13 protein-coding genes and 2 pseudogenes are annotated in these 18,922 nt (G+C 72.7%); 3 read left to right on the forward strand and 12 right to left on the reverse strand.

All coding sequences use genetic code 11. From position 1 onward, the window contains the following. Positions 1–13: 13 nt before the first annotated feature. From cobT to AC3AGO_RS07475, 7 genes and pseudogenes are all read right to left on the reverse strand, one after another. The gene (cobT, locus tag AC3AGO_RS07445) at positions 14–5,569 is read right to left on the reverse strand and encodes a nicotinate-nucleotide--dimethylbenzimidazole phosphoribosyltransferase (protein WP_487819332.1); all 5,556 of its coding nucleotides are present in this window, start codon (positions 5,567–5,569) and stop codon (positions 14–16) included. A gap of 275 nt (positions 5,570–5,844) precedes the next feature. Further along, positions 5,845–7,131, reverse strand: a complete 1,287-nt coding sequence (gene cbiE, locus AC3AGO_RS07450) for a precorrin-6y C5,15-methyltransferase (decarboxylating) subunit CbiE (protein WP_487819333.1) — start codon at positions 7,129–7,131, stop codon at positions 5,845–5,847. A gap of 84 nt (positions 7,132–7,215) precedes the next feature. Continuing rightward, a complete protein-coding gene (locus AC3AGO_RS07455) occupies positions 7,216–7,854 on the reverse strand; it encodes a GNAT family N-acetyltransferase (RefSeq protein ID WP_487819334.1) in 639 nt (212 codons plus the stop codon). A 236-nt stretch (positions 7,855–8,090) separates the two neighbouring features. After that, a complete protein-coding gene (locus AC3AGO_RS07460; RefSeq protein WP_487824566.1) occupies positions 8,091–8,876 on the reverse strand; it encodes a MetQ/NlpA family ABC transporter substrate-binding protein in 786 nt (261 codons plus the stop codon). 60 nt (positions 8,877–8,936) lie between these two features. Then, a pseudogene (locus AC3AGO_RS07465) lies at positions 8,937–9,605 on the reverse strand (methionine ABC transporter permease); the annotation flags it as partial. Next, positions 9,602–10,687, reverse strand: coding sequence for a methionine ABC transporter ATP-binding protein (locus AC3AGO_RS07470; RefSeq protein WP_487819335.1), 1,086 nt, complete (start codon positions 10,685–10,687; stop codon positions 9,602–9,604). The gene AC3AGO_RS07470 and the pseudogene AC3AGO_RS07465, both read right to left, overlap by 4 nt. Positions 10,688–11,114: 427 nt before the next feature. Continuing rightward, positions 11,115–11,765 carry an HAD family hydrolase gene (locus tag AC3AGO_RS07475; protein ID WP_487819336.1) on the reverse strand — a complete coding sequence of 217 codons (651 nt, stop codon included), beginning with the start codon at positions 11,763–11,765 and terminating at the stop codon, positions 11,115–11,117. Positions 11,766–11,917: 152 nt separating this feature from the next. Here AC3AGO_RS07475 and AC3AGO_RS07480 point away from each other — a divergent pair, with 152 nt between their 5' ends. Next, on the forward strand, positions 11,918–12,289 hold the full coding sequence (locus AC3AGO_RS07480) for a hypothetical protein (RefSeq protein ID WP_487819337.1): 372 nt from the start codon (positions 11,918–11,920) through the stop codon (positions 12,287–12,289). Continuing rightward, positions 12,282–12,743 carry a hypothetical protein gene (locus tag AC3AGO_RS07485; RefSeq protein WP_487819338.1) on the forward strand — a complete coding sequence of 154 codons (462 nt, stop codon included), beginning with the start codon at positions 12,282–12,284 and terminating at the stop codon, positions 12,741–12,743. Before AC3AGO_RS07480 ends, AC3AGO_RS07485 begins: the two co-directional genes overlap by 8 nt. Before the next feature lie 159 nt (positions 12,744–12,902). On the opposite strand, the gene AC3AGO_RS07490 is transcribed toward AC3AGO_RS07485, so the two are convergent. From AC3AGO_RS07490 to AC3AGO_RS07500, 3 genes are all read right to left on the reverse strand, one after another. Further along, positions 12,903–13,397: a GNAT family N-acetyltransferase gene (locus AC3AGO_RS07490; protein WP_487819339.1), complete on the reverse strand. Its 495-nt coding sequence runs from the start codon at positions 13,395–13,397 to the stop codon at positions 12,903–12,905. A gap of 93 nt (positions 13,398–13,490) precedes the next feature. Then, on the reverse strand, positions 13,491–14,039 hold the full coding sequence (locus AC3AGO_RS07495; protein ID WP_487819340.1) for an RNA polymerase sigma factor: 549 nt from the start codon (positions 14,037–14,039) through the stop codon (positions 13,491–13,493). A gap of 96 nt (positions 14,040–14,135) precedes the next feature. Continuing rightward, positions 14,136–15,287 (reverse strand): glycerophosphodiester phosphodiesterase, encoded by a 1,152-nt coding sequence (locus tag AC3AGO_RS07500; protein ID WP_487819341.1) that lies wholly within the window; start codon positions 15,285–15,287, stop codon positions 14,136–14,138. A 345-nt stretch (positions 15,288–15,632) separates the two neighbouring features. Between AC3AGO_RS07500 and AC3AGO_RS07505 the strand changes: the two genes are divergently transcribed. Further along, entirely contained in the window at positions 15,633–16,313 is a 681-nt protein-coding gene (locus AC3AGO_RS07505) for a lysophospholipid acyltransferase family protein (RefSeq protein WP_487819342.1), read from the forward strand. Positions 16,314–16,710: 397 nt separating this feature from the next. Here AC3AGO_RS07505 and AC3AGO_RS07510 read toward each other — a convergent pair whose 3' ends face one another. Continuing rightward, the gene (locus AC3AGO_RS07510) at positions 16,711–18,252 is read right to left on the reverse strand and encodes an MFS transporter (protein ID WP_487819343.1); all 1,542 of its coding nucleotides are present in this window, start codon (positions 18,250–18,252) and stop codon (positions 16,711–16,713) included. Positions 18,253–18,350: 98 nt separating this feature from the next. Next, positions 18,351–18,884 (reverse strand): annotated as a pseudogene (locus AC3AGO_RS07515) (TetR/AcrR family transcriptional regulator); the annotation flags it as partial. Between the last annotated feature and the right edge of the window lie 38 nt (positions 18,885–18,922).

The raw sequence follows: 18,922 nt of genomic DNA on the forward strand, positions 1-18,922 counted from the left end.
CTCCGGGAGGCGGTCAGCCCTTTTCGGTGACGCCTGCCGCGTCGAACGTGGCGACCTCGTGCATCGCGCGCGCCGCGCTCTGCACCATCGGCAGCGCCAGCAGCGCGCCGGTGCCCTCACCGAGCCGCAGGTCGAGGTCGACGAGCGGGCGCAGGCCCAGCTTGGTGAGCGCGGCGACGTGCCCGGGCTCGGCGCTGCGGTGGCCCGCGATGCACGCGGCGAGCGCCTCGGGCGCCAGCGCGCGGGCGACCAGCGCTGCGGCGCCGGCGCTGACGCCGTCCAGGATCACCGGCGTACGCAGGGAGGCGCCGCCGAGGATCAGGCCGACCAGCGCGGCGTGTTCGAGGCCGCCGACGGCCGAGAGCAGACCGATCGCGTCGGCCGGGTCCGGCTTGTGGAGGTCGAGCGCGCGGCGCACGACCTCGACCTTGCGGGAGTGCGTCTCGTCGTTGATGCCCGTGCCGCGGCCGGTGACCTCGGCCGGGTCGGTGCCGGTGCAGGCGGAGATCAGCGCGGCGGACGCGGTGGTGTTGGCGATCCCCATCTCACCGGTGAGCAGCGCCTTGTTGCCCGCCGTGACGAGGTCGCGGGCGGTCTCGATGCCGACCTCGATGGCGCGCTGCACCTCCTCGCGGGTGAGCGCGGGGCCCTGCGTCATGTCGGCGGTGCCGGCCCGCACCTTGCGGGGCAGCAGGCCGGGGGTGGCGGGGAGTTCGGACGCGACGCCGACGTCGACGACGCAGACCTCGGCGCCGACCTGATTGGCGAAGGCGTTGCAGACGGCGCCGCCGCCCAGGAAGTTGGCGACCATCTGGCCCGTGACCTCCTGCGGCCACGGGGTGACGCCCTGGGCGTGCACGCCGTGGTCCCCGGCGAACACGGCGACGGCCGCGGGCTCCGGGACGGGCGGCGGGCACTGCCGGGACAGACCGCACAGCTGCGCGGAGATGATCTCCAGCATGCCGAGGGCGCCGGACGGCTTGGTCATCCGCTTCTGCCGCTCCCACGCCTCGCCGAGCGCCTTGGCGTCCAGCGGACGGATGGCGTCCACAGTGGCCGCGAGCAGGTCGTTCGGCTCCTCGTCGCCGGGCAGCACACGGCGGCCGTACGACTCCTCGTGCACCACCCACGACAGCGGGCGGCGCTTCGACCAGCCCGCCTGGGCGAGTTCGGGCTCGGGCGGGAACTCGTCGACGTAGCCGACACACAGGTACGCCACGACTTCGAGGTGCTCGGGCAGGTCGAGCGAGCGGACCATTTCGCGCTCGTCGAAGAAGCTGACCCAGCCGACGCCGAGGCCCTCGGCGCGGGCGGCGAGCCACAGGTTCTCCACGGCGAGCGCGGAGGAGTACGGCGCCATCTGCGGCTGCGTGTGCCGGCCGAGGGTGTGCCGGCCGCCGCGGGTCGGGTCGGCGGTCACCACGATGTTGACCGGGGTGTCGAGGATCGCCTCGATCTTCAGTTCCTTGAACTGCTTGGCGCGCGCCTTCGGGAGGGACTGCGCGTACGCCTCGCGCTGGCGCGTCGCCAGCTCGTGCATGCTGCGGCGGGTCTCCTCGGAACGGATGACCACGAAGTCCCAGGGCTGCGAGTGACCCACGCTGGGCGCGGTGTGCGCGGCCTCCAGGACGCGGAGCAGCACCTCGTGCGGGATGGGGTCGTTCCGGAACCCGTTGCGGATGTCGCGGCGCTCGCGCATGAGCCGGTGCACGGCCTCGCGCTCGGCCTCGTCGTACGCCGGGGCGGGGTCGGAGTGCGCCGGGGCGGGGTCGGCGTTCACGGCTTCCGCGTTTCCGGCTTCGCCGGGGGTGGCGGCGGCGGGCGCGGCGGCCTCGCCGTCGGGGGACGGCACGGCTTCACCGGCCGGGCCGTCCTCGACTATCGGTACGCCGGGAACGCCCTCCGGCGAGGGGGGTTCGGCGCCCTCGGGCGCGTGTACGGGGGCGTCGTCGATGTGCGACACGGCTCCTGCCTCCTGATCCGGCTCCGTGGTGGGAGCGGACGCGTCGGTCTCGGAGGCACCGTCGGTGGCGGCGTTCTCCTCTTGCGCGATGACGGCCCCGGCACGGGCCCCCTCGTGGGGGCCGGCTTCGGTGTGGGGCACGGCATCGGTGTGCGGTTCGCTGCGCTGTGCGGGTTCGCTGCGCTGTGCGGGTTCGCCGCTCTGTGCGGGTTCGCTGCGCTGTGCGGCTTCGCTGCGTTGTGCGGCTTCGGCCGCGGGGGTGGCTTCGGTGTGCGGGGCGGGCTCCTTGGCCCCGTCGGGCCGTGAAGCGGTGGCGTCCGTCGGGGTGTTGGGCTCCGCCTGTGCGGCGGCGGTTTCGGCCTCCGTTGTGGTGGCGCCTGCCTCGGTGCCGGTTGCGGCTTCGGCTTCGGAGGCCGTTTCGGTGGCCTTCTGGGACGGTGAACCGGTGGCGGCCGCGGGGGCGTTGGCCTCCGCCTCTGCTGTGGCGGTCTCGGCCTCGCCTGTAGCGGCCCCGCTGCCGGTGCCGGGCCCAGCGTCCGGGGTGGCCTCACCTTCGGAGCCGGCCTCGGTGCCCGGGGCGATCTTGTTGCCTGTGCCGGCCTCCGCGTTGGCGCCGGACTCGGTGGCCTCGGCGGACGGTGAACCGGACGCGTCCGCCGGGGTGTTGGACTCCGCGGCCTGGGCGGCTGCGGGTTCAGCCTCGTCTGCTGCGGCCCCTGCCTCGGTGCCGGCTTCCGTGCCGGGTTCGCCCTCGGCGTCGGTGCCGGACTCCGTGGCCCCGTCGGACCGTGAACCGGGCGCATCCGCCGGGGCGTCGGCCGCCGACTGGGCGGTCTCGGCCTCGGCGTGGGTGCCGGACTCCGTGGCGGGGGTGGCGTCGGTGGCCTTCTCGGCTGGTGAACCGGTCCCGTCTGCGGGCGCGTTCGGGTCCATCGCCTCTGCGGGGGCGGTCTCGGCCTCCGTTGCGGTGGCCCCTGCCTCTGCCTCGGGGCCACCTTCCACGTCGGGTACGGCCTCAGCGCCCGAGGCGCCCTCGTCGTCGGCGCGGCCTTCGGCGTCGGTACCGGACTCGGCAGTCTCCTTCGGCTGTGAACCGGACGCCTCCGCCGGGCCGTTGACCTCCGCCTGTGCGGAGACGGCCTCGGCGTCCGGGCCGTGCTCCGTGGTCCCCTCGGGCGGTGAACCGGGCGCGCCTGCCGGGGCGTTGGTCTCCGCCGCTGCGGCGGCGGACTCGCCCTCGTCTGTAGCGGCCCCGCCGCCGGTGCCGGACTCCGCGGTGGAGGCGGCCTCGGTCTCCGGGCCGGGCTCCGTGGCCTCGTCGGACCGTGAACCGGCCGCGCCCGCCGGGGCGTTGGACTCCGCCTCTGCGGCGGTCTCGGTCTCGCTCGTGACGGCCGCTGCATCGGAGGCTGCTACCGCGCCGTTTGCGGCCCCGGCGTCCGGGGCGGCCTCGCCCTCGGGGCCGGCTTCGGCGTCGGTGCCGGACTTCGTGGTCACGTCGGACGGTGAACCGGACGCGTCCGCCTCCGCCTGTGCGGCAGTCTCGGCCTCCCCTGCGGTGGCCCCTGCCTCGGCAGCGGTTTCCGTGGTGGAGGCGGCTCCGCTGTCTGCGGCGGCGGTCCCTGCTTCGGTACCGGCATCCGCGCCGGATGCGGACTCGGCGCCCGAGGCGTCCTCGTTGCCGGCGCCGGCCTCGGCGTTGACGCCGGGCTCCGTGTCGGGTGTGGCTCCGCCACCAGAAGCGAACTCTGTCTCGGCACCGGCTTCCGCGTCGGGTGCGGCCTCAGCGTCCGAGGCGCCCTTCTCGTCGGCGCCGGCTTCGGCGTCGGTACCGGACTCCGTGGCGGAGTCGGCTTCCGTGGCCCCCTCGGGCGCTGAACCGGGCGCGTCCGCCGGGGCGTTGGGCTCCGCCGTGGCGGCCTCTGCCTGGGTGCCGGTGTTGTCGGCCGGGACCGTGTCCGTTGCCGTTCCGGTGTCGTTCGCCGCCGCGTCCGTGGCCTGGGCAGTCTGTTCTGTGGAGTCGCCGCCCGAGGTGTCGTCGGCCGCGGCGGCCGACTGCTCCGTACCGGTGGTGCTGCCGTCGGCCTCGCCGGCCTGCTCGCCCGCGGCGGCGTTGGCGTCCGTGGCCGCGTCGCCGTCCTGCGTACGGGCCCCGGGCCCGCTCACGGCCTCGGCGTCCGAGGTGTCCTCTGTCTGCGCTGCGGCCTGGCCGTCCGCGGCGGCGGGCCCGTCCGGCTGGCCACCGGCAGCATCCGCTCCGGGCTGTACGCCGGGCTCGCCGGTTTCCTGCGTGGGCTGCTCCGCAGCGCCGTCACCGGCCGCGGCCGCCGTGGCCTGGCCCGTACCCGCGTCGTCGGCCGTTCCCTCGGCATCCGTCTCGGGCTGCGCCTCGCCTTCGGCAGGCAGGCCGTCAACCGTCACGGCCTCCGCCGCACCGGCGTTCTGCTCCGAACCGGCGTCAGCGGCAGCTCCGTTGGCGTCCGCCACGGGCTGTCCGGCCGTCGCGTCGGCGCTCTCGGCGCCGGCCGCAGGCTGGGCCGCGTCCTCGACGCCGGAGGCATCCTGGGGCGAACCGTCCTCGTTCACCGCGCCGTTCACATCGGTGGCCGGTTGGGGCGCGGGTTTCTCGGGGTGCGGGTCAGCGGCAGGTGTGCCGTCATCTGCCGTCCCCGGAGCGGCCGTACCGTCCGCGGGCACGGGCCCGCCCGGTGAACTCGCGGTCTCCGCCGGAGCGGAGGGGGCGGAAGGTGCGGCGGAGGCTTCGGGAGCCTGGGCCGGAACGGACACGCCGGCCGCGCCGTCGGCCGTGGCCGGGGCCTGCGGCGAACCCTGGGCCGTCACCGACACGTTCACGCCCGCGTGCGCGGGCTGCTCGCCCGGCAGCGGGGCGGACGCGGGCTGTTCGGTGGGGAGCGGGCCCGGCTGGGCGACCGTTTCTGCGGGGGTGAACTGCTGCGTCTGCCCGTTCCACTCCTCGCGCTGGGGCGGGAGTTCGCCGAGCCGCGGGCCGGGAAGGGCCTCGTCGTCCGGCTGTCCGGGGTCGGCGTCGAGGTATTCGGGGCCGCCGCTCGGCGGGGGCGCGGGCGCCGCGGGGGCCGGGGCCTGGGCGGGTCCGGACACCGCGCCGCGGTCGGAGAGGGGGCGTACGGCGCCGGAGGTTTCGGGGACGGGCGGGCCCAAGTGCAGGGGGCGGCGCGGCGTGTGCCCGGATCCGTTCTCGGAGGGGCCGGCGGGCCGGCCGTCACGGACCGCGCCGTAGTCGAAGGAGCCGGAGTCGCGGCCGTTCGTCTCGTGGGTGCCGGGGGTCTGCGGCTGCTGTCCCTGCTGCGGCATCGGCCCCCCGTACGCGGCGGGCCGGTCGGCCGGAGACTGGGCGGCCCGGTTCTGGGCGGCCGGGGTCTGGGCGGGAGACGGGGGCGCGGTCTGCGGCAGATCGCCCCACGCGCCGTGCGCGCCGGGCATCAGGAGTTCGTCGTCGTCGCCCTCGACGGGCTCGGCGAAGGTGTCGGTGCCGGGGTCCGGAACGCCCGGCTGACCGTGGCCCTCCGGCTGCGCGCCTGCGTACTCCGGCTGTCCCTCACCCGGGATCTGGCCGGTGTCAGTCATGCGTACCTCGCCCATCGCTCGTGCTCCTGCCAACCCGGCGGCTGCCCACCGCGCCCCCGTAGTTGAAGAACGAGCAGGCGCCCGGTGCGGCACGTATTTCCGCCTTCACCGTCCGGACAATGACGGTCAATGACGGACGATCCGTCAACCCCGAACAGCGGCACAACGATCCATCAGCCTACCCGTCATCGAGTGCCGTACAGGCCACGGGTGGGCGACAAACCGCAGTTCGTCGGGGTTCGTCACGCAGCGGATCACACGCGGATGGCAGAGATTCAGATCCGGACACCGGAGAGCAGGAAAACAACGGAGCGTTCACTTTCCACCCAGTCCCCCGAGTTGTCCCCGGTGTCCAACTCGACGGTCTGGAGCAGCGCGCACTCGACGGCGTAACCGCCGTCGGCGAGCCGCCGTCCGAGGGTCTCCGCCTCGTCGCGGGTGGCCGCGTGGGTGACGATCCGGCCGGGCCTGCGGTCGGCGACCGCCTCGACGGTGACCGTTCCCCCGCCGCCGATCCGCACCACGTCCGGTTCCGGCAGGTCCTCCAGGACCTGCGGGGCCTCACCGTGCACCGTCTGCAGCTGGACGCCGAAGCGCCGGGCCGCCGCGCCCGCGCGGGCGCAGGCGTCGAGGTCGCGGTCGACGGCGATGACGGCGGCGCCGAAGCGGGCCGCCTCCACCGAGAGCGCCCCGCTGCCCGCGCCGATGTCCCAGACCAGGTCGCCCACGCGCGGTCCGAGGCGGGCGAGTTGGGCGGCGCGCAGGGTGGTCGATTCGCTGGCCTTCGTCCCGGATGTACCGCCCGGTGCGGTCTCCTCAGGGGTCTCGCCCGGCAGTGCGTACGCCGCGGCGGGCAGTGCCCAGCCGCGCGGTTCGCGCGGGTAGGCGGACTCCTGTCCTGCGATCCAGCCGGTCTCCCGGCCGGCGGGGTTCCGCTCGGCCGTCCGTACGCCGGGGCCTCCGCCGCCCGCGACGATCACCACGTTGGGGTCGCGCCAGGTGTGGTCGACGACCTTGTCGGAGGTGATGACGGTGGTCTCCTCGCGGTCCGTGCCCAGCGCCTCGCAGATGACGAAGGTGCGGTGTACGGGGCCGAGCAGCAGCGCGAGTTCGGCGGGGCCCGCGCCGGGCGAGGTGAGGACGGCGACCTTGGTGTGCGCCCGGCAGACGTTGACGGCGCGGCGCAGCGTACGGGAGTTGGCGGTGACGATCTGCGCGTCGTCCCAGGGCATGCCGGCGCGGGCGAAGGCGGCGGCGACGGACGAGACGGCGGGGACGACCTCGACCTCCAGTCCGTACTCCGGGGCGCGCAGGGTGCGGACGACGCCGAAGAAGCCGGGGTCCCCGTCGGCCAGTACCACGGCGGTGCCGCGGTGCCGGGCGATGCGGCGCGCGGCGAGCGCGACGCTGCCGAGGCGGACGCGCTCGGCGTGCTCGGGCACGCCGGGAAGGGCGAGGTGGTGACCGGCACCGGCGACGAGGGTGGCCGCGTCGAGGGCGGAACGGGCGGCGTCGGTCAGCGGCGAGCCGTCCCATCCGATCACGGTGACACGGTCGGCCATCGGGGGATCTCTCCAGGGCACATCGCTGGTCGGGGGCTCACCGAGAGTACCCCCGTTCCCCGGGTCCCCCGCGACGAGGTGCGCTCAGTTCCAGTCCGGGTACGGGGCGTAGCCGCCTGCCTCCGCCAGTTGTTCCGAGACGCCGTCCAGGTCCTCGGGGAGCAGGCTCCACACGATCAGGTCGGTGCGGATGTCGACCCAACCGCCGTCCTCGGTGCGCGTACGCGCTATCCAGGCGTTGCGCAGGACGCCCTCGCTGATGCAGCCGAGCCGCTGGGTGACCTGCTGGGCCGCGGTGTTGTCGGCGGCCGTGCGCATCTCGATGCGTTCGAACTTCTGGTCCTGGAACAGCCATTGGGCCATGGCCAGCACGAACTCGGTGGCGTAGCCCTCGCCGCGCGCCCAGGGCGCGGTGACGTACGAGATCTCGGTACCGAGGATCCGCCAGTCGGTGCGGGCGAGTTGGACGACGCCGACGAGCCGCTGGGTGAGGAACTCGTGGACGGCGAGGACGATTCCGTCGCCCGTGGTGCGTGCGGCGGGCGCGCGGCGGAGGACGAACTCCTGTGCCTCGTCCTGGGTGTAGGGGTGGGGCACGGACGTCCACGCGGTGACCATGTCGTCGGCCATCATCTCGGTGAGCGAGGGGATGTCCGCCTCCTCGAACGGGCGCAGCACGAGCCGGTCGGTGCTGATCGTGATGTCCGGGAAGGAGGAAGTCATGCGCCGCTCCGTACGGGGTTCGGGGGCCTGAGGGGGGTACTTCAGCACTGCTGCAGCAGTGCACAGCATGCAGCATTCCGTCCGGTACGCGAAGCGCCGGGCCCCCTTCGTGAGGGGTTCCCGGCGCTCTGAAGCGACTTGTCGACACGGTTGCCTGACCCGCGTCCTCCGTTCCGCCCGGGGCGCCCGGACCGGCCCCGGTGCGGGGTTCCGGGCCGGGCGGGGGCGGTTCCGGTTCAGCCCTTGACGGGGCCGAAGGAGGGGACGATTCCGCCGTCGTACTTCTTCTCGATGAACTTCTTCACCTCGTCGGACTGCAGGAGCTTCGCGAGCTTCTTCACCCGCGGGTCGTCCTGGTTCCCGTCCTTGACGGCGAGGAAGTTGGTGAAGGCGTTGTCCTTCTCCTTCTCCACGGCGAGGGCGTCCTTGTTCGGGCTGAGGTCGGCCTCCAGCGCGAAGTTGCCGTTGATGACGGCCGCGTCGACGTCGGAGAGCGAACGCGGCACCGAAGGCGCCTCGATCTCCTCGAACTTGAGGCCCTTCTTGTCGGCGATGTCACCGAGCGAGGCGCCCTGGCCCGCGCCCTTCTTCAGCTCGATCAGGCCGCTGCGGTCGAGCAGTTGGAGGGCGCGCCCCTCGTTGACCGAGTCGTTGGGCACGGCGACGGTCTGGCCCGCCTTGAGCTCCTTGACGCTCTTGATCTTCTTCGAGTAGAGCGCCAGCGGCTCCAGTTCGACGTTGGCGACCGGCCTGATGTGCGTGCCGTTCTTCTTGTTGAAGTCGTCGAGGTAGGGCTTGTGCTGGAAGAAGTTCGCGTCGACCTCGCCGGACTCGGTGGCGTTGTTGGGCACCACGAAGTCGGAGTACTCCTGGACGTCCAGTTCCAGTCCGGCCTTCTTGGCCAGGTGGTCGCGGACGTATTCGAGGATCTCGGCGTGCGGCACCGGCGAGGCGGCGACGGTCAGCTTCTTGTCGTCCTCCTGGGAGCCGAGCCCGTAGCCGAGCAGCCCGATCGGCACCAGGACGACGGCGCCGAGTGCGACGGTGCGCTTGGGGCCGAGCCGGGCGAGGCGCCCGGCTGCCGCGGAGGAGCGGTCCCGGCGGGTGAGGGCACGTACGACGGCGTCGCCCAGCAGCTGTACGAGCGTGACGAGCACGATCAGCAGCACCACGGTCGCGATCATGACGTTGGTCTCGAACCGCTGGTAGCCGTGGTTCAGCGCGACCTGGCCGAGTCCGCCGCCGTTCACGATGCCGGCCATCGCGGAGTAGCCGATCAGCACGATGACGGTGGTGGTCAGGCCGGCGACCAGCGAGGGCAGCGACTGCGGCAGCAGCACCTTGCGGACCACGGTCCGTACGTTGCCGCCCATCGCCTGTACGGCCTCGACCAGGCCGGGGTCGACCTCGCGCACGGCGGTCTCCACGAGCCGCGCGAAGAACGGGATCGCGCCGATCGAGAGCGGCACCACGGCGGCCGTGGAGCCGATGAAGCTGCCGACGAGCAGCTTGGTGAACGGAATCAGCGCGATCATCAGCACGACGAACGGCAGTGAGCGGCCGATGTTCACGACGGCGCCGACGGCTTTGTTCACGGCGGCGTTCTGGAGCAGCCCGCCGCGGTCGGTGAGCACCAGCACCAGGCCCAGCGGCAGACCGCCGAGCACGGCGACGATGCTGGAGAGGCCGACCATGTAGAGGGTTTCCAGGGTCCCGTTGGTCAGCAGGGGCTGTATCCCGGACCAGTTCACTTGGCGGTCTCCTTCACCAGCTCGGACGCCGCGGCCTCGCCGGACTCGTCCTCGTTCTCCGGCGCGCTCTTCTCCGGCGCGGTGCCCGCGACGTCGACGGTCAGGCCCTGCTCGCGCAGATAGCCGATGGGCACGACGTTGTCGTCGTATCCGCCCGGCAGTTGGATGCGCATCCGGCCGACCTGCTTGCCGCCGACGGTGTCCATGGCGGCGCCGAGGATCGACACATCGACGTTGTACGTACGGGCCAGCTGCGAGATCACCGGTTCGCTGGTGTTCTCGCCGTGGAACGTGACGTCGACGACCGTACGGTCGCTTCCCGCGTCGGCGCCGGTCAGCGGGAACAGCTCGCGGGCGAGCTCGGAGCCGGGGGTGGCGAGCAGTTCGGACACCGTGCCCGACTCGACGACCCGGCCGGACTTCATCAGCGCGGCCGAGTCGCAGACGGCCTTGACCACGTCCATCTCGTGCGTGATCAGCAGTACGGTCAGGCCGAGTTCACGGTTGAGGTCCTTGAGCAGGTCGAGCACGGAGCGGGTGGTCTCCGGGTCGAGCGCCGAGGTGGCCTCGTCGGAGAGCAGCACCTTCGGGTCGCCTGCGAGTGCGCGGGCGATGCCGACGCGCTGCTTCTGGCCGCCGGACAGCTGCGCCGGGTGGGAGCGGGCCTTGTCGGCGAGGCCGACCAGGTCCAGCAGCTCCAGCGCCTTGCGGGAGCGCTCCTTGCCGGAGTGTCCGAGGATCTCCAGCGGCAGCTCCACGTTGGCCTGCACGGTGCGCGAGGACAGCAGGTTGAAGTGCTGGAAGACCATGCCGATACGGCTGCGCGCGGCGCGCAGTTCGGCTCCGGCGCGCTTGCTGTCGCCGGCGAGCGCGGTGAGGTCCTGGCCGTCCACGGTGACCGTGCCGGAGGTGGGCCGCTCCAGCAGGTTCACGCAGCGGATGAGGGAGGATTTGCCGGCGCCGCTCTGGCCGACGACGCCGAACACCTCGCCCTCGCGGACGTGCAGATTCACGCCGTCGAGGGCGGTGATCTCCCGGTCTCGGGTGCGGTAGACCTTGGTGAGGTCCGTTGTCGTAATCACAGGATCACTGGGTTTCCGTCACTGTGGGGACATTTGGCGCACGGCGCACACGTACGGCACCGCGCGGGGGCGGAAAGCTGGAGACACAGGTCTGCTCACGGGCGCCGGGGCGCACGTACGTCAGTCGTCTGCGTCAGGGGTGAGCGCGGGCTCCGGGCTCGCTTCGGGGCGCGAGCCGGCCACGGCTGCTCGGGCAGGGGCCCTCAGCGGGCACACATTCGCCGCGTACGGCATGCGGGCATGCACGAGGCGCACAGACAGCGGCAACCTGCGGGCGAGGTCATCGCCTGGGTCGCCGGGGTGCGGTCGCTCTTTCGGTGCATGCCGATCAGTAAAACAGACAGCCGCCGCGATCCCCGAAAGCCCGGCGCCCACATCGTCCAGCATGCGGACACCGGGGCCTTCGGCGCGGTACTGCGCGCGGGGGTCACTCCCCCGCGGAAATCTCCAGTCCATCCGGCGTGACCTGCGAAGACACTCCGGAGAGGTCGTCCACGACGGTGTCCGCGCGCAGCTCGTCCGCAGTGTGCGTCGTGGCCAACGCCACTGTCCACATTCCGGCCGCGCGGCCGGCTTCGAGCCCGGCCGGAGCGTCCTCGAACACGACGCAGCGCGCCGGGTCGGCGCCGAGCTTCCGCGCGGCGAGCAGGAACGGCTCGGGGTCGGGCTTGCCGCGCGTGATGTCGTCGGCGGCGATGACGAGCGGCGCCTCGATGCCGATGTGGCGCAGCCGCGCCTCGGCGAGGACGCGGGTGGCGGAGGTGACCACGGCCCAGCTGCCCTCGGGCAGCGAGCGGAGCAGTTCGGTGGTGCCGGGCAGCGGGACGACGCCGCCGTTCGGCACGTCCTCGACCTCCAGCTGCTCGATGCGGGCGAGCGCGGCGGGCACCTGCTCGGCGGGCAGCACGTCACGGATGATGTCGACAGCCGTCCGCCCGTGCAGCTCGACCTTCGCGAACTCCTCGGCGGGAATGCCGTACTCCTCCGCCCAGCGGGCCCAGCAGCGGTCCACGGAACCCAGGGAGGAGATGAGGGTCCCGTCGTTGTCGAACAGCAGCGCGTCGGCCGAGATTTTCATACCTGTCGAGGGTACGGGGTGGGGCCGTCAGGCCGGCCGGGGGTTCGGGGTTGCCCCCGAGGTCAGCCGCATGCCGTCGAGAGTGTGGGCGCTCCGGGATGCGCGGCCGGGGTGGACGTCCGGCCTGTGAGGGGCCCTTCTAGACTCGTTCCATGCTCACCCCCCTGACGGTCGCCGTCGCCGTGGCGGCTCTCGCGCTGGCCGCATGGTGCGGCTGGGCGGCGTATCGCGATCAGCCCACCAAGGACTGGCACTTCATCGGCATGGCCGTGGTGTCGGTGCTGGCGCTGGTGCAGCTCGTGGTCGGGATCGTCCAGTTGGTCCGGGGCGAGCAGGCCGACGAGGGCACCGTGATCTTCGTGGCGTATCTGCTGGGCTCGCTGGCGTGCGTCCCTGTCGTCGGGCTCGTCTCGCTGACGGAGCGGACCAAGTGGGGCTCGCTGACGGTCGTCGCGGGAGCGGTGGTGCTGGCGGTGCTGCAGGTGCGGCTGTACGACATCTGGGGAGGCGGAGCAGGTGGCTGAGACCTCGGGCAGGGCGGAGCGGTACGCCGCGAAGAGGGCCGCCCGGCAGCAGGCCGGACCGGGCCGGATCAGCTCCGGACCCGGGAAGCTGCTGGTGACGCTCTACGGCATCGTCGCGGTGGGCGCCGCGTCGCGGTCCCTCGTTCAGCTGACGACGGAGTACGACCGGGCGCCGCTGTCCTACATGCTGTCCGCCGTGGCCGCCGTGGTGTACGTGTTCATCACGGTCTCCCTGGTCAAGGGCGGCGAACGGGCCCGCAAGGCGGCGCTGGTGTGCTGCGGGGTGGAGCTGATCGGCGTACTGGCCGTGGGCACGTGGACGTTGGTCGAGCCCTCGGCCTTTCCGGACTCGACGGTGTGGTCCGACTACGGGATGGGCTATCTGTTCATTCCGGTGATTCTGCCCGTTACCGGGCTGCTGTGGCTGCGGCGGCCGCGCCGCGACACGGCCTGAGCCCCGACACCCTCCCCGGCCGGGGGCCCCGGGGGTCTGACCCCCCGACACCTTTCCGGCCGTGGGCCGGAGTTGGGTGCTTGGGGGACAGACCTTGCTGGTGCGGTCCGGTGTGCCCACCCGTTCCGCCCCCTGGGCGGACCAGCTGCCCACACCTTGTCAGGCGCTTGTTGCGTATTCTGCTGAGTCTTTGCCCATGGCCACCAGCGTGACCTGGCGGTCCTTCTCCGTGCCGACGGGTGCGTATCCGTACTTGCGGTAGAGCCGCAGGTTGCTCTCGCTGTGGTTCCCGATGGACAGCCGGAACCGCTTCGCGGACTTCTCCTGCGCGGCGCACTGCTCTATGGCGCCGAGCAGCCGGCCGCCGAGCCCGTGTCCCTGGAGCCGCGGGTGTACGCAGAGCCGCCCGATCCGTGCCGTGCCCTCGGCGTCGACCGAGGCCCGCACCGAGCCGACCACCTCATCGCCCAGCCGGGCCACGAGCACGCAGCCGGCGGACAGTTCGGCCCGCAGCGCGTCGAGGGTCTGGGTCAGCGGTTCGATGGCGTAGTCGCCGTACTCCCGCGCTTCGTTCTGGAAACACAGGTACTGCAGTTTGAGAATCTGCTCGGCGTCCTGCTCGTCCGCCGCTGAGATGGTCACGCTCATGCCCATGCGCGCATGCCTCCCACTTCGTGTGCGCCCGGCGGCGGGGGTGGTCGAGAGGGTGTCCCGCCGCGGACTGTCTGCCCTGATGACGCCGATTGCTTATCGCACCATTCCCCCGAGTTCAGCTGAAGCAACCTCCGCCGTCAGCATTCTGCGCAGGCATCCCAGGCATCGGGAACGTACGGGCCCCACGCTGCCCTGTGATATTCCCAACTCGCGGGCCACTTCCGGGTAGGTGGGGTCGCGCAGCGAGAGCAGGCTGCCCAGCAGGCCCGGACAGCGGCCCGGCAGCCGTCCGATGGCGGCGGTCAGAAGGCGGCGCCGTTCGGCGGCGACCAGCCGGGCCTCCACCACAGAAGCCGGGTCCGGGTCGGGTCCCGCCGTGACGGCGGGCAGCGGGTCCGGCTCCGCCGGCCACGCCTCCGCCCGTACGGCGGACCGCAGCCAGGCGGCGGGGTCCGCGGGGACCCCGTGCGTACGCAGCCGTTCGAACCAGCGCAGCCACACGCCTTGCTGGAGGTCGAGTTCGTCGGTGCCGGCCGCCGCCGCTTCGGCCGCGCACTCGGCGGCGAGCAGCGCCCGCAGCCGTACGGGGAGCGGCGGCCGGTCCCCGTACGGCAGGGCCGCGAGGCGGTGAGTGTCCGTCATGTCCGGCGCGACGCCGGGGTACTGCGGTCCGGTTGCCGTACGGCGGCGGGGCCACGCTCACGGGTGACTCCGCCGTCGTACGCGAGGAGGCGCGGCTCAGCTGTCGCGGAAGGCCTCGGCCGCGAGCAGCGCCGAGTCGGGCATGTCGGAGAACAGTCCGTCGATGCCCGTGGCCAGGTACTTCTTCAGCGCGCCGAACACGTCGCCGAAGGCGTTGGGGTCGCTTCCGGTGCGGTGGTCGGCGGGCAGGAAGCTGTTCTCGTTGCGCAGCGTGTACGGGTGCACGAGGAGCTTCGCGGCGTGCGCGTCGCGGACCACGTTGCTCGGCTCCCCGAGGGTGCCGTCGGACTTCCGCGGGATGATCACGTCGAGCACCGGCCCGATGCCCGCGGCGAACCCGGCGATCCAGCGCAGCCCCTCGGGCGTGACCAGATCCTTGACCGTACGGGGGTCGCCGGACTCGGTGAAGTCCCACGGGCGGCTGGTCAGCGCGTCCAGCAGGACGACGCCGGGGGTGTCCACCAACTTGCCGAGCCGCTGGATGCTGCTGGGCTCGAACGACTGGAGGAACACAGGGGAGTTGCGGCGGTGCAGGCCGTGCCGGCGCAGCAGCGCGGCGAGCTTCGGCTCCAGTTCGAGCCCGGCCTTGCGGAAGTACGTGGGGTGCTTGGTCTCGACGTACAGCCAGACCTTCCGGCCGCGCTTGCGGCCCTCCCGCTCCGCCCAGCGCAGCACCTCTTCGAAGGTGGGGATGTCCCAGCGGCCGTCGTAGATGGTGTTGCGCTGCCGCTGCTTGGGGATCCGCTCCTTGGCGCGCAGCGTCTTCAGCTCGGCGAGGGTGAAGTCCTCGGTGAACCAGCCCGTGAGGTCCTTGCCGTCCACCTTCTTGGTGGTCTTGCGGGACGCGAACTCGGGGTGGTCGGCGACGTCGCTCGTCGCGGTGATGTCGTTCTCGTGCCGGCAGACGAGATGGCCGTCCTTCGTCGGCACCAGATCCTGTTCGATGATGTCCGCGCCCATGTCCAGAGCGAGTTGGTACGAGCCGAAGGTGTGCTCGGGGCGGTAGCCGCTGGCGCCGCGGTGTGCGATGACGGCCGGCACGGGCAGTCCGCCGCCGGCGCCGCTCCCCCGTCCTCGCGAGTCCGCCGCCTGCGCGGAACCGGCGGCGGTGCCGCCCAGTGCCACGCCCGCGCCCAGTGCCGCCGCTCCGAGCAGGGTTCTCCGGCCCGGATGCCGCTTTTCTCCCATGAGCACTCCTCGGTCCCGTCGATTCGCATGGATGCCCCGGGCAGGAACGGACCATGGTCAACTCCGCCCGGAGGACTCGCATCGTAGGCGCGTTCGACGGGCCGCCGGGAGACATCGCACCGAACTCAGGGGGAACCCGGGGCAACGTACCCGCGTGCATGTCCACGCCGTTGTCGACACTCGAACGGCCGTGCGGTGAACCGGCATCCGACGCAAGGCGGATGTAACGCACGTCAAACCTGCGTATCGGGACGATGAACCCGGTGTGCGACCCGCCGGTAGCGGCGAGTATCGTCCTCATCTGCGTGCTCTGCGCGCTCGACCGTTCACCGACCGGAGGACCCGTTGTCCCGTTTCCTGCTGATCAAGGCACTGCTCGGCCCGCTCCTGCGTGTGCTGTTGCGCCCGAAGGTCGAAGGAGCCGAGCGCATCCCCGGCTCGGGGCCCGTCATCCTGGCCGGTAACCATCTGACGTTCATCGACTCGATGGTCCTGCCGCTGGTGACCGACCGTCAGGTGTACTTCATCGGCAAGGACGAGTACGTCACCGGCAAGGGACTGAAGGGCCGGCTCATGGCCTGGTTCTTCACCGGCGTCGGCATGATCCCGGTGGACCGGGACGGCGGACGCGGCGGCGTCGCGGCGATCACGACCGGTCGCCGGATCCTCGACGAGGGCAACATCTTCGGCATCTACCCGGAGGGCACGCGCTCCCCCGACGGGCGCCTCTACCGGGGCCGTACGGGCATCGCCCGGCTCGCGCTGATGACCGGCGCGCCCGTGGTGCCGTTCGCCATGATCGGCACGGACGAGGTGCAGCCGGGCGGCAAGGGCCTGCCCCGCTTCCGTCCCGGCCATCGCATCGGGGTCCGCTTCGGCGAGCCGCTGGACTTCTCGCGCTACGAGGGCATGGACCGCGACCGCTACGTCCTGCGCGCGGTGACGGACGAGGTCATGAGCGACGTGATGCGGCTCTCGGGCCAGGAGTACGTCGACATCTACGCCACGAAGGCGAAGGCGGCGTAGTCGCCGCAGCCTGGCGGCCGCCCCGCCGCGAGAGAAAGCCCGCACCGCAAGGTGCGGGCTTTCTTGATGCGCGGGGCGCTTGCGCACCACACCACCCGGCCGGGTGCCGGCTTCCTTCCCGCCGCAGCGGCGCGCGACCAGCGCGGGGCGGACCGGCGGTGAGAGCGCGGCACCTGCGGGCGATCCACCCGGTGCCGATGCGCTGTCACCGCCGAGCCGTCCCACAGTGGTTGCTCGCCGTCGCGGCGGGAAAGAGGGCGGGGTGCTGTGACGCTGTCACCGCCGGCCCGTTGCGCGGTGGCTGATCGCCGTCGCGGCGGGGAGGGGGGCGGAGCCCCTCCTGTGGATAGCGGGGCGGGGCCCTCCCCGGGGGTGCGGCGGTCAGGGGCTCCGTCCCCTACTCCTCCGGGGTCTCGCCGAGTTCCTGGCCTCGGAGGAGGTGCCACGCGGCGGCTGCCGCTGCCAGGAGGATCGTCGCGCCGACGCCCGCGGCGACCTGCAGGCCGTCGGTGAAGGCGTTCTGAGCGACCGTCAGCAGCCGCTGTCCCACCTCGTGCGGGAGGTGCGCCGCGGTCTCCACCGCGCCGCCGATCGAGTCGTGCGCCGCGGCGGCCGCGCTGTCGGGCACTCCCGGCGGAACGGTGAACTCCCGGTAGAAGCCCGTCACCACGGAGCCGAGCAGCGCGATGCCGAGGGCCGCGCCCAGTTCGTACGCCGTCTCCGAAACCGCGGAGGCCGCGCCCGCCTGCTCCTTGGGGACGCTGGAGAGGATGACGTCCGCCGTCACCGTGAACGACAGCCCCGCGCCGATGCCGACGACGAGCAGTACGGGGCCCAGCAGCCAGTACCCCGTCGACGCCTGGAGCCCGACGCAGGCGGCCAGCGCGATGCCGACCGCGCCGAGCCCGCCGGACACCGCGCTGCGTACGGAGAACCGCCGGGCCGCCCGGCCCGCCAGCAGACCGGCCGTCACCGCGCCCAGCGCGGCGGGCAGTTCGGCGAGGCCGGCCTGGAGCGGCGTCCTGCCCTGCACCATCTGCAGGAACTGCGACAGGAAGAAGACCAGCCCGGACAGCCCCAGGATGGTCAGCAGGTCGGCGATGACCGCGCCGGTGAACCCGGCGTGCCGGAACAGCCGCATGTCCAGCAGCGGGTACGCGAGCCGCAGTTGCCGCCGTACGAAGGCGAACAGCGCGGCGAGGCCCACGACCGCGGCGGCGGCGATGTCCCAGCGCGGCCCGTACGCCGCGAGTTCCTTCACCGCGTAGACGACGGCGACGATGCCGACCATGGAGAGGCCGACGCTCGGCAGGTCCCACGGGCCGGGGTCCGGATTGCGGGACTCGGGCAGCAGCTTGGCGCCGACGAGGACGAGGACGGCCATCACCGGCAGGTTGATCAGGAAGACGCTGCCCCACCAGAAGTGCTCCAGCAGGAAGCCGCCCACGACGGGTCCGACGGCGGCGCCGGCCGAGGCCATGGCGCCCCATATGCCGACGGCGAGGCTGCGTTCGCGCGGGTCGGGGAAGATGTTGCGGATCAGCGCGAGGGTGGAGGGCATCAGGGTGGCGCCCGCGACGCCGAGGAGCGCCCGCCACAGGATCATCGTGCCGGGGCTTCCCGCGTACGCCGTCAGCGCGGACACCAGCCCGAACGCCACGGACCCCGTGAGCAGCAGCTTCTTGCGGCCGATGCGGTCGCCGAGGCTGCCCATGGAGACGAGCAGTCCGGCGATGACGAACGAGTAGATGTCGCCGATCCACAGCAGTTCGGTGCTGGACGGCTTCAGGTCCTCGCTCAGGAACGGTGTGGCGAGGCCGAGGACGGTGGCGTCCACGCCCACGAGCAGGACGGCGAGGACGAGGACGGCGAGGGCGAGCCAGCGGGCCCGGGCCCCCGCGGGGTGTGCGGGGGCGGGCGGGGTGGTGCGAGTGCTCATCGCGCGCCGCCCCGGTCCCCGTCGAGGCCGGCGTCCCGCTCGCGCTCACGGCCGGCGTCACGGTCGCCGTCGCGGTCAGAGCCGGCGGCGGCGCCGTCCTGCCGGAGCGCGCCGCCGAGCAGCAGTTCCGTGGCCATTCTGGTGGCGTCCCGGCCGGCGACCCGGCCGTCCTGCACGGCCCACGCGGCGGCGCCGATCAGCCCGTACAGCGCCTCGGTCAGCCAGGCGGCGGTCAGGTCGATGCGGAACACGCCCTGTTCCTGGCCGCGTTGGAAGAGCGCGCTGATCCGGTCGTCGATGCGCTGCCAGCCCTCGTTGACGACGCCGGGCTCGAAGAGCTGGTTCTCCGTCAGCAGGAAGGCGAGGAAGTCGGCGACGGGCCGGGCCTCGGCGATCAGCCGCCGTACGGCGTCGTCGGCCGGGCCCTCCTCCACACGCGCGGCGTCGAGTACACCGGTGAGCAGCCGCAGTCCCAGCTCCTCCAGGGCCCGGACGAGGGCCTCGCGGCCCGCGAACTGGCGGTGCAGCGTGGCACGGCTGATGCCGGACGCCTTGGCGATCTCGTCCATCGAAGCGGTGGGCTTCTTGGTCAGCAGATCGGCTGCGCGCGCGAGTATGACGTCCCGGTCCATGGCACGAGGCTAGCTCAGGTGAGACAGGGACGTCTCAG

This window comes from Streptomyces sp. BL1 (genome assembly GCF_057628045.1).

Excerpts from the sequence above, each read along its gene's own strand:
- AC3AGO_RS07500 (WP_487819341.1), bottom strand. The coding sequence starts at position 15,287 with ATGGGAGAAAAGCGGCATCCGGGCCGGAGAACCCTGCTCGGAGCGGCG.
- AC3AGO_RS07475 (WP_487819336.1), bottom strand. The coding sequence starts at position 11,765 with ATGAAAATCTCGGCCGACGCGCTGCTGTTCGACAACGACGGGACCCTC.
- cobT (WP_487819332.1), bottom strand. The coding sequence starts at position 5,569 with ATGACTGACACCGGCCAGATCCCGGGTGAGGGACAGCCGGAGTACGCA.
- cbiE (WP_487819333.1), bottom strand. The coding sequence starts at position 7,131 with ATGGCCGACCGTGTCACCGTGATCGGATGGGACGGCTCGCCGCTGACC.
- AC3AGO_RS07510 (WP_487819343.1), bottom strand. The coding sequence starts at position 18,252 with ATGAGCACTCGCACCACCCCGCCCGCCCCCGCACACCCCGCGGGGGCC.
- AC3AGO_RS07490 (WP_487819339.1), bottom strand. The coding sequence starts at position 13,397 with ATGGGCATGAGCGTGACCATCTCAGCGGCGGACGAGCAGGACGCCGAG.
- AC3AGO_RS07480 (WP_487819337.1), top strand. The coding sequence starts at position 11,918 with ATGCTCACCCCCCTGACGGTCGCCGTCGCCGTGGCGGCTCTCGCGCTG.
- AC3AGO_RS07455 (WP_487819334.1), bottom strand. The coding sequence starts at position 7,854 with ATGACTTCCTCCTTCCCGGACATCACGATCAGCACCGACCGGCTCGTG.
- AC3AGO_RS07495 (WP_487819340.1), bottom strand. The coding sequence starts at position 14,039 with ATGACGGACACTCACCGCCTCGCGGCCCTGCCGTACGGGGACCGGCCG.